The organism is Rhodococcus sp. 852002-51564_SCH6189132-a (genome assembly GCF_001665495.1).
GTDB classification, from domain to species: Bacteria; Actinomycetota; Actinomycetes; order Mycobacteriales; family Mycobacteriaceae; genus Rhodococcus; species Rhodococcus pyridinivorans.
In genome coordinates this window covers 42,808-58,602 of sequence record NZ_LZMJ01000056.1, presented here as the reverse complement: position 1 = coordinate 58,602, position 15,795 = coordinate 42,808, and the positions used below count along the sequence as shown (strand labels likewise).

Annotated in this window: 8 protein-coding genes; 2 read left to right on the top strand and 6 right to left on the bottom strand. The window is 69.8% G+C overall.

The window, feature by feature from the left end; all coding sequences use genetic code 11:
- Nucleotides 1-12: 12 nt before the first annotated feature.
- Nucleotides 13-3,201, bottom strand: coding sequence for a (Fe-S)-binding protein (locus A5767_RS13310; RefSeq protein ID WP_064852479.1), 3,189 nt, complete (start codon nucleotides 3,199-3,201; stop codon nucleotides 13-15).
- A gap of 434 nt (nucleotides 3,202-3,635) precedes the next feature.
- Here A5767_RS13310 and A5767_RS13305 point away from each other — a divergent pair, with 434 nt between their 5' ends.
- Nucleotides 3,636-4,334 (top strand): hypothetical protein, encoded by a 699-nt coding sequence (locus A5767_RS13305; protein WP_006553039.1) that lies wholly within the window; start codon nucleotides 3,636-3,638, stop codon nucleotides 4,332-4,334.
- Between the two features lie 332 nt (nucleotides 4,335-4,666).
- Here the strand turns inward: A5767_RS13305 and A5767_RS13300 are convergent, their stop codons facing one another.
- The 5 genes from A5767_RS13300 to A5767_RS13280 form a co-directional block, all read right to left on the bottom strand.
- Nucleotides 4,667-5,974 carry a S1 family peptidase gene (locus A5767_RS13300; protein ID WP_006553038.1) on the bottom strand — a complete coding sequence of 436 codons (1,308 nt, stop codon included), beginning with the start codon at nucleotides 5,972-5,974 and terminating at the stop codon, nucleotides 4,667-4,669.
- A 166-nt stretch (nucleotides 5,975-6,140) separates the two neighbouring features.
- Nucleotides 6,141-7,472, bottom strand: coding sequence for a S1 family peptidase (locus tag A5767_RS13295; protein ID WP_006553037.1), 1,332 nt, complete (start codon nucleotides 7,470-7,472; stop codon nucleotides 6,141-6,143).
- Nucleotides 7,473-7,610: 138 nt separating this feature from the next.
- Nucleotides 7,611-9,188, bottom strand: coding sequence for a hypothetical protein (locus A5767_RS13290; RefSeq protein WP_064852478.1), 1,578 nt, complete (start codon nucleotides 9,186-9,188; stop codon nucleotides 7,611-7,613).
- A complete protein-coding gene (locus tag A5767_RS13285; RefSeq protein ID WP_064852477.1) occupies nucleotides 9,179-11,656 on the bottom strand; it encodes a LuxR C-terminal-related transcriptional regulator in 2,478 nt (825 codons plus the stop codon). The genes A5767_RS13290 and A5767_RS13285 overlap by 10 nt, the downstream gene beginning before the upstream one ends.
- A 9-nt stretch (nucleotides 11,657-11,665) precedes the next feature.
- Nucleotides 11,666-13,480 carry an Hsp70 family protein gene (locus A5767_RS13280; RefSeq protein WP_064852491.1) on the bottom strand — a complete coding sequence of 605 codons (1,815 nt, stop codon included), beginning with the start codon at nucleotides 13,478-13,480 and terminating at the stop codon, nucleotides 11,666-11,668.
- Nucleotides 13,481-13,744: 264 nt separating this feature from the next.
- Here A5767_RS13280 and A5767_RS13275 point away from each other — a divergent pair, with 264 nt between their 5' ends.
- Entirely contained in the window at nucleotides 13,745-15,757 is a 2,013-nt protein-coding gene (locus A5767_RS13275; RefSeq protein WP_064852476.1) for an IniB N-terminal domain-containing protein, read from the top strand.
- Nucleotides 15,758-15,795: the final 38 nt, after the last annotated feature.

Sequence of the window (15,795 nt, the reverse complement as noted above, 5' to 3'; positions counted from 1 at the left end):
CGCGTTGCGTACCTACTTGCGGCCAGGTGCCTTCGCGCCGGGCTTGAAGCCGAGCGCGCCCGGCTTCGCCTTCGGTGCCTCGACCTCCGGCTTCGCCGGGGTCGCGGGCGCCTCGGGCTCAGCCGGAGCCTCGGCGACCGGCTCGGGTTCCGGCGTCGGCTCCGCCTTCGCCGGAGCGGCAGGCGCAGCCTTCTTCGCGCCCGGACCCTTCAAACCGCTCTTGAGCTGCAGTCCGCCCGGCTTCGCCTTCGGGATCACCGACTCCTTCGGCTGCTCCGCAGCAGGCGCCTCGGCCGTAGACGACTCCGCCGCGGGAGCCTCGGCAACAGGTGCCTCCTCGGCAGGTGCAGCCGGAGCTGCGGACGCCGCCGGAGAAGCCTTCTTGGCGCCCGGTCCCTTCAAGCCGCTCTTGAGCTGCAGTCCGCCCGGCTTCGCCTTCGGCACCGTGGGTGCTTCGGCAGCGGGAGCTTCCGACGACTCGGCAGGAGCGGCGGGAGCAGCAGGTGCGGCCGGCTTCGCAGCGCCCGGGGCCTTCGCGCCCGGTGCCTTGAGACCGCCCTTCATCTGCAGCCCGCCCGGCTTCGCCTTCGGTGCTGCCGGTGCCTCGGTCTCAGGAGCAGAAGAAGCCTCGGACGACGCGGCCGGTGCGGCCGGCGCCGCAGCCTTCTTCGCGCCCGGACCCTTCAGACCGCCCTTCATCTGCAGGCCGCCCGGCTTCGCCTTCGGCGCTGCCGGCGCCTCGGCAGCCTCGGCAGCAGGAGCCTTCGCGCCCCCGGGAGTCTTCGGTCCGCCCGGAGCCTTCAGACCGCCCTTCATCTGCAGGCCGCCGGCCTTCGGGACACCGGTGGTCTTCGGAGCAGCCGGCGCTGCCGCTGCCGCCTCGACCTCCTCGACGCGCTCCTTCTCGACCTCTTCCGCGGTCTCCTCGACCTCGACCGGAGTCTTCGGCTGCTGGACGACCTTGAGGTTGTCGCTGAGCTTCGCAGCCTCGACGCGAGAGATCGACTCGAGCATGAGCTGCGCAACGTCGATGACCTCGACGCCCTCGCCCTTGCCCTCTTCCTGACGCGCCGTCACACCGTCGGTGAGCATGACGCGGCAGAACGGGCAGCCCGTCGCGATCTTGGCGGGATTCGTGGTGAGCGCTTCGTCGACACGGTCGATGTTGATGCGCTTACCGATCTTCTCCTCCATCCACATGCGGGCACCACCGGCACCACAGCACATGGACCGCTCGCCGTGACGCGGCATCTCGACGAGCTTCGCGCCCGACGCCGCCATCAGCTCACGCGGAGCGTTGTAGACCTTGTTGTGCCGTCCGAGGAAGCACGGGTCGTGGTAGGTCACGTCCTGGCCGACGGCCTTGACCTGGACCAGCTTCTTCGCCCGCACCAGACGGTTGAGCAGCTGCGTGTGGTGGACGACCTCGTAGCTGCCACCCACCTGCGGGTACTCGTTGTTCAGCGCGTTGAAGCAGTGCGCACACGTCACGACGATCTTGCGCTTGCTCTGCTCGACGCCCTCGAACACACCGTTGAGGACCTCGATGTTCTGCTGCGCCAACTGCTGGAACAGGAACTCGTTGCCCGCGCGGCGAGCGGAGTCGCCGGTGCAAGTCTCCTCGGCGCCGAGGACCATGAACTTCACGCCAGCGGTCGCGAGGAGCTCGGCGACGGCCTTCGTGGTCTTCTTGGCGCGGTCCTCGTAGGCACCGGCACAGCCGACCCAGAAGAGGTACTCGTAGCCGTCGAAGCTGTCGGCATCCTGGCCGAAGACCGGGATGTCGAACTCCATCTCGTTGATCCAGTTGAGACGGTCCTTGGCGTTCTGCCCCCAGGGGTTGCCCTTGTTCTCGAGGTTCTTGAACAGACCCGCGAGCTCGGACGGGAAGTCCGACTCGATGAGCACCTGGTAGCGACGCATGTCGATGATGTGGTCGACGTGCTCGATGTCCACCGGGCACTGCTCGACGCACGCACCACAGTTGGTGCACGACCACAGGGTCTCGGTGTCGATGACGGGAGCGAGCTCGCCTGCTTCCAGCAGTCCCTCGGTCTCGCCGACGAGCTTGCGACCCGACTCCTCGCGAGCCGACGCCGGGATCTTCGCCAGCTTGGCCTCGTCCGGGTTGCCCTCGGCGTCGACCAAGCCGACCTCGTCGCCACCGAGATCGGTGCGACCACCGGCGAGCAGGTAGGGAGCCTTGGCGTAACCGTGGTCGCGCAGCGACGTGATGAGCAGCTTCGGCGACAGCGGCTTACCGGTATTCCAGGCGGGGCACTGCGACTGGCAACGACCGCACTCGGTGCAGGTCGTGAAGTCCAGCCAGCCCTTCCACGTGAAGTCCTCGATGCGGCCGGCACCGAAGGTGTCCTTGTCCGGATCGGCGTCTTCCATGTCGACGGGCTTGCCGCCGGACATCATCTGACGTGCGGCACCGAGGGCGGGACCGCCGTCGTCCTCACGCTTGAAGTAGATGTTGAAGAAGGCCGAGAAGCGGTGCCATGCGACACCCCACGTGATGTTGCGGCCGACGATGTAGAGCCACACCATGCCCGACATGAGCTTGATGAACGCGAAGACCGACACGAGTTCAGGGCTCTCCGGAAGGATCCGGGCGACCTGCATGGTGAAGAAGTCGGTCGACAGGTGACCGCCGCCGTAGGTGGCGATCTTGCCGGCCTTCACCAGGATCATTCCCAGGCCCTCGAGCAGCACGACCGCTTCGACGAAGTAGGCGGCCTTGAAGTTCGAGCCGCTGAAGCGCGACATCCGTCCGGGCTGACGTGGATGATTGCGCTGGCGGATGTAGATCAGCGTCAGGATGCCGATCACTGTGCCGAGGCCGAGGATCTCGTCGATGAAGTGATAGACGGCGGTGTTGCCGATGATGGGCCAGTGGAAGCTCGGGTCGAACGTCTGGCCGTAGGCCTCGAACCAGACGATCGCGCCGAGCATGAAGCCGACCATCACCAGCCAGTGCGCCCAGCCGACGGTGCGGAACTTGACCATCTTCGTGTGCGCGAGGAATTCGACGACCATCTGCTTGAAGCGCGGGAAGAACGGCCGCCAGCGGTCCGGAGCCGGCTGGCCGACCCGGATCGTGTTGACCATCTTCAATGCGCCGCTGATGAACGCGAACCAACACACGAGGCTCAGCAGCACGCCGATCGTGCCCAACGTAATCGTCAGGGCATTCATACGTGGCCTTTCGTGTCGGGGGCGGCGTCGTGCCGCCTGGTATGAGTCACCGCATCGTAACGCAAGCTAAGTTACCCACCGGTAACTTGGTCTGAACTGGAGTTACCCGCCAGTAGCAAAATCTGCGTCGAATCGGAGACCGTGTGCCCGGACACGCTAGAGGTCAAACGCGATACCGCCGTCGCGCAGGATGTCCTAACTCGCCCGAAACGAGGCGTATGTCACACGGAGGTCACGACACGCTCTACCGGCCACGATGCGGTGTCCATTCGGACAAAGGGGTATAACGCTCCGGATGTGATGTCGGTTATGATTTGCCCGGTACGTGGGGTTCGCACGTGGGATATACACGTCGGGGGACGTAGAACTCCAGGTCGATACAGCAGAATGGGGGCGTCTTAACAGGCGTGCGCCATGTCACAGAACGGAAAAAGATGAAGCTGAAGAAGCTTGCCGCTGTGGCGACGATGACGATCGCCGCCATGGGCATCACCGCCGGAACTTCGTACGCCGCTCCGGCCGCAGCCGACGAAGACGCGATCAACTACGAGGTCCGGCCCGAGGGTGAGTCCGTCGTGACCGTCATCGACGCAGGTTCCTTCCAGGTCTCCGGAGACGGAAAGAGCGTCGAACTGCAGGACGACGAGGGCGACACCGTCCTCAGCCTGCCGCTCGCCATCCAGCTCGGCGATCTGCAGCTGCCTTTCGAGCGTGAGGTGAGCGAGGACGGCAAGACTCTCACGCTGACCCCCGTCACCGACCTGTCCAAGGCGACCCCGGTCGCACCTGAGGACAAGGTCGGACCGTCGCTCACCCCGGTGGCGCTGAAGCTCACCGATGTCGCATCGCCCGAAGAGAACCTGAAGTCGCAGCAGAACTTCGTGTCGCAGTTGGGCATGGCCACCGCTATCGGCACTGTCGCGGGCGCGATCATCGGTTGCATCGTCGGAGCGATTCCCGGAACGATCGTGCCGGGCGCAGGGACCATCCTCGGCTGTGGTGCCGGTGCGGGCGTCGGTGGCACCATCGGCGCGTTCACGGCTGGCGGCCCGACGGCTGTCATCGCGGGTATCGCGGTGGTCCAGGATCTGCTGGCGGCTCCGGGAACCACGCAGTGGGCCGAAGGTAAGTAAGCCGTAGTACGAAACGGCCCCGTCGCCCTGCAGGGTGACGGGGCCGTTTCGTATGCAGATCAACCGGCCAGGAAAAGCCTGATCAGATTCCACAGCACCTGCTGATCCGTGAGCAGCACCGCAATACTGCCCACGATCGATGATCCCAGCACTTCGATCTCCCTCTGTCCCTGCGGTCCACTCGTCCGGTCCGACCGATCGGGCGAGCCTATCCGATTCGATCTTGGCGCCCGAACGACGCTCCGAGAAGAGCGCAATCTGCGGAGATGAGACGAAACGAGGCCCGGCCTCCGCGGTGCGGAAGCCGGGCCTCGTCGTCGTGTGGACTCGCGCTACCAGGTGCGGACCTTCAGGCCCGGGTTCTCGGCCAGGACCGTCTTGATCGGCGTGGCGAACAGTTCGGGGCTCTCACCGAGCAGGCCGCTGACGAACCCGGCGATCTCGCACATGCCGTACTGGCCGACGTTCGAGGCGCTGGAGATGCCGAGGGCGAGAGTGCCGGTGACGAGGGTGCCACCGCTGTCGCCCTGCAGGGCACACAGGTTGGTGGAGAAGCCGTTCTCGAGCACGCGGTGGCCGATCTCGACGTTCTGATTGGCGGCCGTCACGACGCCGCAGCTGTAGCCGGTGCGCAGGCCCGACTTGCAGACCGGAGCGCCGACGACGGGATCCGCGACGCCCGTGATGGTCAGCGGAGCGGCGAACGGAACGCGCACGCCGTTGTTCTCGAAACGGGCTGCGGCCTCGGCGGAGGGACGGATCAGCGCGTAGTCGCTGCGGTCGAGCACCGTCTTCTCGAACGAGCCGAGGTGCTGACCCAGGTTGTCGCCGACGAGCTGGTGGACCTGGGACGCCCATCGCGTACCGGCCTGGGCGCGGTTGGGGTCGCAGTGACCGGCGGTGATGTTCACAGGACGTCCGCTGCCGTCCTCGGCGTTGAAGCCGAGCGAGCAGCGGAGCCCTTCGCCGGCACCGAGCGCGGCGTAGGCGTCGCCGCCGAAGAGCGCGTCGGGCGCGCCGAGACCACCGGCGATGGGCTGCAGGTCGGTTGCGCCCTCCGGGGTCAGTTCGGCGGGAGCGAACAGCACGCGCACGCCGTCGAGGAAGTCGGGGAGCTCGACGCCGGACACGTTGTCGGTGCGCACGACGACATCGTTGTTGACCACGTCGACGGCGATGCCGCGGATGACATCGGCGACGGCGGGCGGCTGGGTCTCGAGCCAGTCGCCCAGCGCGCCGAGCTGATCTTCGAGGGCGTCCTCGCTGCGCTCGGTCTCGGCGACGGTGAATCCGGCATCCTCGGCGGCCTTGCGGGCCTCCTCGAAGCCGTCACCTTCGGTGAGGCCGACGGTGGCGGTGCCCTGGTCGTCCAGCCACACACCGGCGAAGACGGCTTCGAACTGCTCCCGTGCCTTCTCGGCGAACGCGGCGAGATCCTGGCTGCGCTGCGCATCGGCGAGGAAGCGCTCGGCATCGATGTTCAGGTCGCGCTGCAACGCCTCGACGAGCTCGGCCGGCAGAGACGATGTCTGCGCCGGTTCGGTCTCGGGTTCGGCCTGCGCGATGGCAACGGCAGGGCCGAGGAGCAGCAGTGCGGTCGAACCGATGACGGCCGTCCGACGTGCGAAGGTGCGTCGCATGGATACCTTTCTCGTTCCTTCGCGCATGCACGCGCGAAGGCGCCGTTCCCCCGCGGATCGGCGTCCGTCCGATCCTAAGGGGTGATCGCGGAAGTACGTAGCTACTTCTCGGTTACGTATGAGACTCGTGTGACTGTTGTGACGAACGGCCCAGGTGTTCCGGGCATTATGACGGGTTCGCCGCAGTACGGACTCGGGCGCCGGTGGCGTTCTCGATCTCTTGGATCGGGATGCCGAGGCTGGAGGTGCCACCGTTGGGCGCGAGTACCAGATTCGCCTCGACGCAGTTCGGTGCGCCGGCGCTGTTCGATCCGCTGATCACGCCGAGGGCGAGGGTGCCGGTGACGATGGCACCACCGCTGTCACCCGCGAGGGTGCAGGCGGAGGTCGCGAAGCCGCGGATGGTGCTCGAGAAGCCCGAGTCGTAGGTCAGCTGGGTCTCGATGCGATCGGCGACGACGAGCCCGCACGTGAACGACGACGACTGTCCCGACTTGCAGACGGGCGCGCCGACGACCGGAACGGCCGTGCCGGTGACCGTGAGGGTCGAGCCGTTGCCGCCGCGAACCGACGGGCGGTCCAGGCCCGCCTCGACGCCGGCCTTGTCGAGCGAGACGATGCCGTAGTCGAGGGTGCTGTCGGTACCGACCGTGGACTCGGTGAACTTGCCGATCCGGACGCTCTCGTCGATGTTGGCGCGGTTGGGCAGGTAGACCGTCGAACCACCGTCGGAACGAGCGACCGCGTCGCAGTGACCGGCGGTGAGGTTGACGGCGTCGCCGTCGGCGTCGACACCGTTGAAGCCGAACGAGCAGATGCCGATGCGCTCGATGGGCGTGGCGCGGACGTCACCGTCGGCGGTGATGTAGGTGTCGCCACCCATCGGGGCCGGATCGTTCGGCGGCATGCCCGGCGACAGCTGGACCTGCACGTTCGCCACCAGCGACGGCAGGTTCAGTGCGCGCCCGATCGGCGAGTTCACGATGTCGAGGACGATCTGGTTGTTGAGCACATCGATCGACGCGGAGTTGATCTGCGACGACACCTCGCGCGGGAGCCCCGCCACCCAGCGGTTCAGTTCGGCGAGGGCCTGCTCGAGTCCGTCGGCCGAGACCGGCGCGACCGTCGCCCGGTAGCCGTCCTGGGCTGCCTTCTCTGCGGCCTCGGGGTTCGTGACGGCGATGACGGGCTTGCCGTCCTCGCCGAGCCAGGCGCCTGCGAACTCGGAGGGACGCTCGGAGCGGAAGTCGCGGGCGTAGTCACCGAGTTCCTGCGCCCGCGCGGCGCGATCGAGGTATTCCTCGGGCGTCAGACCCAGGTCGCGCTGGATCGCTTCGACGAGCTCGGCGGGAAGTTCAGCGGAAGGCAACTGTTCGGCGGGCGCGGCGTTCGCTGTGGCGCTCAGAGGCACAGCCAGCAGAACCGCGGAGGCCGCTGCGACTGCGACGCGGCGGGTGGTGGAACGGACTGCGGCGCGCGACGCCGACGAGAGACGCATGGAGGCCTTTCATGTGTGCTCGATGTGCTCTTGAACAGGTGCTTCGTGGAATCGGCGAGCCGACCCGCGGGACAGCCTACGGGACGGCCCGGCGACCGCCGATAGTGCCGTAGGTCACCACTCGGATAGCCGCGCTGTCTAGCTGCCGGTCTCAGTCTCTGTCGTTTCCGGAATGTCCGTCGAGGGTGGTTCCTCAGAAGGGTCGGGATCGGTCGGGGCGGTCGTCGGCTGGGTCGTCGTGGTGGTGGTACTGCCACCGCTCCCGCCACTGCCACCACTGCCGCGTCCGCCACCCGAGGAATCATCGGGCTGGTTCCGCCGCGACCAGCCGGTGCTCGAGGTGGTTGAGGACGTGCTCGAGGTGGTCGAGCCGGGCGACGACGACGAAGAGGACTGTTCGCTCGTGCCGGTGGTGGGATCGACCCAGGTCTGCTGCACGACCGGCGGGGCCACCGGGACCGCCTGCTCGGCGGTGGCCGGCTCGGTCGACTCCTCGGTGGTGGTCTCCTCGGTGCTGCGGGGAGCCGGCGGCTTGCTCGACTTCGAGGTCGTCGTGGTTGCGGGAGCGGTCGGGGTCTCGGCGACCTGCGTGCCCGCGGTGGCCGTCGGGGAGTCCCGCAGCCCGAACACCAACGCGCCGACGCCTACCAGCAACGCGATCGCCGCAGCCGCCGCGATGGCCGTGACCTTCGACGAGCGACCCGAGGGCTTCCCGTCGGCGGCATCTCCGGCTGCGACGGCGGCGACCGTCGCCTTCGGCGTGTTCGCCGCGGCGGCAGCGGGCGTGGCGCCCGGAGGGGGAGTCGCGGTGATCTTCGAGATCACCGCGGTGATCTCGGGGTCGAGTTCGCTGCGTCGCGGTTCGGTGAGCTTGGCGGTGGGCAGGATCTGCGTCGAACCGAGGAGGTCGACCGAGCCGGCGGCCGCGGCGAGAGCGGCGCCCCGCACCATCGTCTGGTGCGGGGCGGGCGCCAAAGCACACCGCACACCGAGACCGGTCTTCACCGACTGTGCGACGAGCTGCGCGGCGCTCGGATCGACTGCTTCGTCGATCGTGACGACGATGGCGTCGAGGTTGCTCACGAGCCAGCCGAACGCGCCGAGCGCCGACGAGAGCTGCGCGGCGACCGACGGAGCGTCGTCCTCAGGGAATCGGAAGGCCTTACCCGCCGCGACTCCAGAGCGCACGAGCGTGACGGTCGAGCCCTGCGGGTCGATGTGGTAGACCGCGAGGAGCCGTCCGGTCTGATGCGCGACCTGCGATTCGAACCATGCCGCGGCGGCCTCGGCGTCGGAGACGAGCGAGACGTGACGCAACCCGACGTAGTCGAGGGCGTTGCGCAGCACCGCGACCGTCGAGCTCGGCCAGTCGGTGGGATGCGTCGCCACAGCCGTGTACGGGGTGTCGCCGATGAGGGAGGCTGCGTCGGCGAGGAGACATTCCATGGCCGTTGCGACCAGGTCTTCGGCGCGGGAGAGTGACCCGTCGTTCGCGCGGACACCGCCGGAGTGGCCGAGGCGGTCGACGAAGCCGGTGAAGGAACTGGTGTGCCCGTCGACGACGTCGTGGTCGCCCAGCGTCGCGGTGCCGTCGGAATGCAGGTGGACGGCGGTGAACCGCTCGATCGGTGCGGGGTCCGGCCGTCCCGGCGTCGGTGAGGTGACCGCAACCGACGACACGGTGGTCCCCACCCTCAGGCCTACGCCTACGGACATGCCGGCTTTCCTCCATTCCGGTCGGAGTGCATGTGACGGGATACATCTGCGCCGTGCCCCATGGCTCGGAGCAGTGACAGGAGCTCCGAGCGGGAACCGGCACCGAGTCGGCGCCGGATACGGGCGACATGATGTTCCACGGTCTTCGCGGAAATGTACAGGTGGTTTCCGACTTCTCGGTAGGTGAGGCCCGAAACCACCAGGTCGGCCACCTGCGCCTCGCGCTCGGACAGTGCACCCGGTTTCTCCCGTGCGCCGAGGGGTGATTCGTCCGGAACGCTCGGGGGAGCGGCGGGGGCGACGTCGACCGGTGCGCGACCGGCCGCGCCGTCCTGCCGGATCGTCCGCGCGACCTGCAGCAATCCGGTGGCGACGGTGGTGTCGTCCGTCCGGAGCGCTGCTTCTCCCGCGAGCTTCGCGCCGTCCCACGGGAGACCCACGGACGCGAGGGACTCGGCCGCCTCGCGGATGCGCGTCGCGTCGACCTCACCGCGCAGCACCGAGAGCCATGCATGCCCGGCCCGCGCGAGCACCGCGGCGTAGGCAGTGGTCTCCGCGGCCAGGGCGAGCGCGCGGGCGTGCGGGACAAGGTCGGCCGGACGGTCCGCGGCGATCGCGGCCTGCACTCCGTACCAGTGCAGCGCCGCACCCCACAGCGGTGGCTCGCCGAGGGTGGTGAGCAGCGCACGGGCACCGACGACGAGGTGCGCGACCCGCGCGGACTCCCCGAGGCGGACGGCGGCCAGCCACAGTTCACCCAGGGGCAGCAATCCGAACAGGTCGACGGAGTACTCGGCGACGACCGCCTGCGCGGCCTGCCATCGCACCGTCAACGCTCCGAGGTCGGCGTTGCGTCGCGCCAGCCCGACCTGCAGGGCGTGGAAGAAGAGGAGATTGCGTTGCCCGGTCACCTCGGGAGCGACGGCTTCGGCGGTCGCCGCGGCGGCGGTGAGATCACCGCCGAGCATCTCGGTCCACGCCACCAGGATGCGATTGCGCACGGTGGGAGTCTCCGGACGGTCGAGGATCGCGCGTGCGTACCCGAGTTCGCCCGAGTGCAGACACAGCAGTGCGGCGACGGCGTCGACCGTGTCGGGCCAGGCGCGCAACGAACCGTCGGATCCGAGGCTCGTCAATGCGCGGGCGAGGTGATTCATCGCGATCCGGCCGTCGCCTCCGACGGATTCGCGCAGGCCCTCCTCGAGCAGTCGTGCGGCGGAGGCCGCAGAGGTCGGCGCACCCGAGACGGCGGCACCGCGGAGACGTTCTGCGGCCGAGGGGCGTCCGGCGGCGAGCAGCACTGTGGCGGCGAGAGGAGCGTCCGTACCGACCCGTTCGGGGCCGAGCCATTCGAACAGGTCGGCGCTGCGGTCGAGCATGCCGCGATGCGCGGCGATACTCGCGGAGATCCGGGTGGCGGCGCGCACGTCGTCGACGTCCACCGTGTCGGCGCGGTCGAGCAGCCGGTCGGTGACCTGCTCGGCTCGCTCGAGATCCCCTGCCGCAAAGGCGACTTCGGCGCGTCGCACTGCGAGGGCATCGGGATCGGCTCCTGTCGGTACCGCGGCGTCGAGAAGATCGGCGGCCTCGCGCGGCGTTGCGTCGACCGCGAACTCCACGAGCCGTCGGGCGAGATGCGGATCGGTGAGGCCGATCGTGGCGAGCCCCCGGGCGAGGTGCGGCGTGAGTGTTCCGGCGTCGATGCGTGTCGCGAGGAGGCGGCGGGCGACGGCGAACAGGTTGTGTCTCCCGAGGACCGCGGCGGGCACGCCGCTCGCTCCCGCAGTGAGACTCGCTGCATCGGCCCCGAGCAGACCGCTCGCGCGGGCCGCGTCGACGAGATCGAGGGCCCGCTCGGCGGGTACCTCGAGTACGGCGGAGAGTTCGCCAGGATCGAGCGCCGCACCGAGATCGACGAGCGCGAGGGCTGCGGTGAGATCGAGATCGGCGAGGAGCTGCCGGCGGATCCCCTCCTCGACGGCCTGCCGGACATCGGCCTCCGTCCGCACGGCTTCGAGGGCGGTGTCGACGAGATGCGGTACGCCGCCCGTCAGGCGGTGCAGGGCACGCACCTGGGGTGGCGCGAGCCGAAGCTCGAACGATGCCGCGCGACCGGCGATCTCACGGGGCGTCCACGAGCCCAGTTCCACCACTGTCCCGTTTCCCGCGAACGCTGCGGTCAGCGAACGCATCTCGGCTCGGTGGGGTCGAGCTTCGGTGGCCACGACGATTCCGGTCGGCGCATTCCGGACGTGGTCGACGAGCTCGTGCAGTTCCGCGGCGGTCATGCGGTGCGCGTCGTCGACGGTGCGGGTGTCGCCGAGATCGGTTCGGAGCGAAGCGAGTACGGCGGACTTCCCGCTTCCGGTGCCGCCGACGAGCAGCAGTCGCGGGGGAGCGGCCGCGGTCAGGGCACGCGTGACCTCCCGGGGGACCGGGCGTCGCGGAGGAGCGGGAGCGGACGTCATCGGGATCGGTCAGCGTCCGGTTCCGAGCAGTCCGCCGACGACCTGCCCCGTGCCGTCGAGGACACCCCCGACCACGTTGCCGGTGCCGTCGAGCACCCCGCCGACGCCGTTACCGACACCCTCGACGACCGCACCGGCACCCTGACCTGCGCCGGACAGGGCGTCGCCGACGCCGCTGCCACCCGTGCTCGGCGGGGTCGGTTGCGGCGCAGGCTGAGGGGCGGGCGCTGGGGCCGGAGCAGGAGCGGGTTGCGGCGCAGGCTGGGGTGCCTGCGGGCTTTGACCGGGTGCTACCGGCGCGGGTGCGGTCGGGTCCGGCGCAGGTACAGCGCCGGTGGGTGCGGCGCCGGAAGCGGGCGTCGCGGCGACCGGGACAGCGGTCACGGTGCCGTCCGGTCCCTGCACCCCGATCGGGACGGTGGTTCCCGCCTCGGACGGCTGCGCGCCGGTCGTGCCGGGAACGGTCGTACCGGGGACGGTCGCGGTGGTGGTCGAGTTGCCGGCCACGACCTCGCTCGACGGACCCACCTCCGAACCGGGTGTCTCGGCCTCCGACGACAGGGTGCCGATCGCCAGTCCACCCCCGGCGAGGACGACGACGGCAGCGACAGCGGCACCCACCAGCGCGAACGAGCGGGCACGGGCGCGTGAGGGTGTGCCGGACCCGGTGTCGACGACCGCAGGCCGATGCGCGGCGGCGACCGGCGGCGCCTCAGCGGCGGGCACCACCGGGAGCGCGACGGTCTCGGGCTCGTCGTCGACGACAGGTGCAGGAGGCGCCATCGGCACCGCGGCAGTCGGGGCACCGTCCGCGGCTGCCGCAAGCGCGGCCCCATGCGCTGCGGTGAAGGCCGGTCGCGCCGACGAGACGATCGGCAGACCCAGCTCCGACGAGATCAGTTCGGCGACGAGCGGGGTGGACGAGCCACCACCGATCAGCAGTACGCGTCCGATGTCCGCACGATCGAGCCCGGCCCCGCGGATCGCGTCCTGCACCACGGCGAGCGACGCCCCGAGCGGTTCCCGGGCGAGTTCCTCGAACTCGCTGCGCACCAGACGCAGGTCGCGGTGCAGGCCGGGCAGCGCGACCGGCACCACCGTCTCGGTGTCGCTGGACAGTGCCTCCTTCGCCGCGCGGCACCGACCGCGGAAGTCGGCGAGTGCCGCGACGGTCGCGGAATCGAACGGATCGAGGCCGGTCGAGTCCCCGCCGAGCGTTTCCAGCAGATAGGTCGTGACGAGATGGTCGAAATGGTCGCCGGAGACGTCGTCGCTGCTCAACGGGCGGCCCAGCAGCATGGGATGGGCGCCGCCCTGCACGACGGTGACGTCGAGGCTGCGCGCACCGAGGTCGTAGACCACCGTCACGTCGTCTCCCAGCGGCCCGTGTGTGGCGTCGAGCCAGCGCACCGCCGCGATCGGTTCGGGGATCGTCCGTGCAGTGACGCCCGCCCGGACGAGCGCGGCGCACAGGGCCTCGACGGTGTGAGCCGACCACGCGGCGGGATGTGCCAGCATCGTCGGCACATCGGAGGTGCCGGTGCGGTACTGCAGGCAGGCCACGGTCGACGCGACGAGATCCTCACCGAGATAGGTGGAGCCGTCGTCGGCGAGGATGCCGACCGGATCGCCCACCCGGGCCGCATAGCCGGAGAACACCTGCGCACCGGGGGTCGGGGCGCCGAGGACGGGGGCCCCGCCCTCGGGGAGGTGGAGTTCGGTGGGGATCGACAGAACGCTGGGATCGCCGGATCGGGGCTGGTCGAGGACGGTGAGGGCCACCGAGTTGGCCGCCCCGATCGTGACGCCGAGTCCTGAATACATGCACGCTCCCGTGTTCTGGGCGGACATCGGTCCGCGATCTCGCTCCACCGTTCGGTCTCGATGAGCCTGTCGTTCCCGCCGCGCGGCCCGTTAGCGCCCACGCCGCCACCGGCCCGATCGTAGGGACTGTCCCCTAACGACCCCCATGCCCCCGAACCCCGATCCCCTAACGGGCGACGGCGGGCAGGGGGCCGCACCCCCTGTGCCCGCGACCGGCCGTTTCGTAGCGTCGTCCGTAGATCCCGACGACTCAGGAGACACGCGATGGCCACCAACGCCGTACTCGACTTCATCCTCAGCCTGTTCCGTGACGAGAAGGAACTCGCCCGGTACTGCAACAACCCCGAGGCCGTCCTCGCCGAAGCCGGATTGGACAGCGTGTGCCACGCCGACATCGTCGCCGTCGCCCCGCTCGTTGCGGACAGTGGTCTGTTCGCCGGAACCGCCGCCGAACTGACCGCAGCGCTGAACGGTGCGGCGAACGTCGGGGCGTCGATCGCAGGCACCGCCGCAGCCGGTCTGGGCGGAGCAGCGGGCCTCGGTGGCGCCGCCGGCCTGGGCCTCGGTGTCGGAGCAGGCCTCGGTGGGGGCCTGGGTCTCGGTGGTGGACTTAACCTCGGCGGCGGACTTAACCTCGGCGGCGGACTGGACCTCGGCGGGACCGTCGGCGCGCAGACCGGGCTCGTCGTCGACCTCGGTGCGCAGCTCGGAGCGGCGCTCGAAGCCGGTGGCGAACTCGGCGCTTCCCTGGGTGCAGCGCTCGGTGGTGCTCTCGACGCAGGCCTCGAACTCGGCGGATCCTTCGACGTCGGAGGTGCCGTGGCCGGAGCGCTCGAAGGTGGGCTCGGCCTGGGCGTCGGTGCCGCTGCAGACCTGGCCGCGGCGATCGACGCGGCCGTCGAGGTCTCGGGCGGCCTCGGCGCAGATCTCGCCACGACCCTCGAAGGAGCCTTGGGCATCGGCGGCACCCTCGGCGCCGACATCGGGCTTGCCCTCGGTGGCCTGCTGGAATCGGCCGTCGACGTCGGCGGCACCTTCTCGACCGAACTCACCGCGGCCCTCGAGGGCGGCGCCGAACTCGGTGCCGCACTCGGCACGACCCTCGGTGGCGTTCTCGGCGTGGGCACGGAACTGACCGGCGCGCTCGGCACGAGCCTGGGCGGCGTCCTCGGTGGTGTGGCCGATCTCGGCGCCGGACTGGGAACCGACCTTTCCGCCGGTCTCGACGCCGGTGTGGGCGCGACGCTCGGCCTCGGTGCGTCCCTCTCGGCCCTGCTCGGAGCGGGCGGTGGAGCTGCGGCCGATCTCGGCGCCGCGCTGGGGACCGTCATCGAGAACAGCGCGCAGGGCGGTCTGCTCGGCGGTGTCGACCTCGACGCGGTCCTCTCGGGTGGCGGTGAGATCGACGCTGAGGCCGGGGCGGGCGTCGAACTCGGCACGCTGGTCGGCGGGGTGCTCGGAGGTGCGCTCGGCCTCGAGACCACCGCGGCCACCGAACTGTCGTCGGCGCTGAACGTCGCCATCGGCTCGACCACCGGTATCGGCGCGACCGTCGATTCGACCGTGCAGGCGGGGACGAACCTCGGATCGGATCTGTCGTCCGTCCTCGGCTCGACCTTCGCGACCGGCGGCTCGGCCGGCGCCGAGCTCGGCCTGCAACTCGGCAGTGCACTCGAGACGGCCGCAGGGTCGGCGTCCCTCGATGCGGGGGCCGATCTCGGCACGCAGCTCGCGACGACGATCGGCGGCAGCCTCGATGCCGGTGCCGAAGCCACCGGTCAGCTCGGCTACGCCCTCGACGGCGCACTGGACGCGGCGGCGGAACTCGGGGCCGGAGTGAACGTGGGAGCGGACCTCGGCGCGGCGATCGGCTCGGGGATCGGCGCGGCCGGTGGACTGGGAACGTCCGTCGATCTGGGTGCAGCCACCGATGTCGAGAACGGGTTGGATCTCGGTGGTGCAGCAGACCTGGGCGCGGCTGCCGACCTCGGTGTCTCCGGCGGTCTGGAGAGCGCAGCCGACCTCGGTGCCGAGCTGTCCACGCAGGTGGGGACGGCCCTGTCGGGCGGGGTCGATACGGCCCTGTCGGGCGGGGTCGATACGGCCCTGTCGGGCGGTGCGGACAGCTGGGCATCGGTCGGCGAGGACGTCTTCGGCTCTGCCTCGGGAGCTGCGGGCTTGTTCGGCGAGGGTGGTCTCACCGCGACCTCCGGTCTCGGCGGCGACTCCTCTCTCGGCGCCACCGACTCCACCGAGCTCGACGAACTGCTGCCCTGACCCGCAGCGGTGCGGGCTCCGGGACATAATGTCCGGAG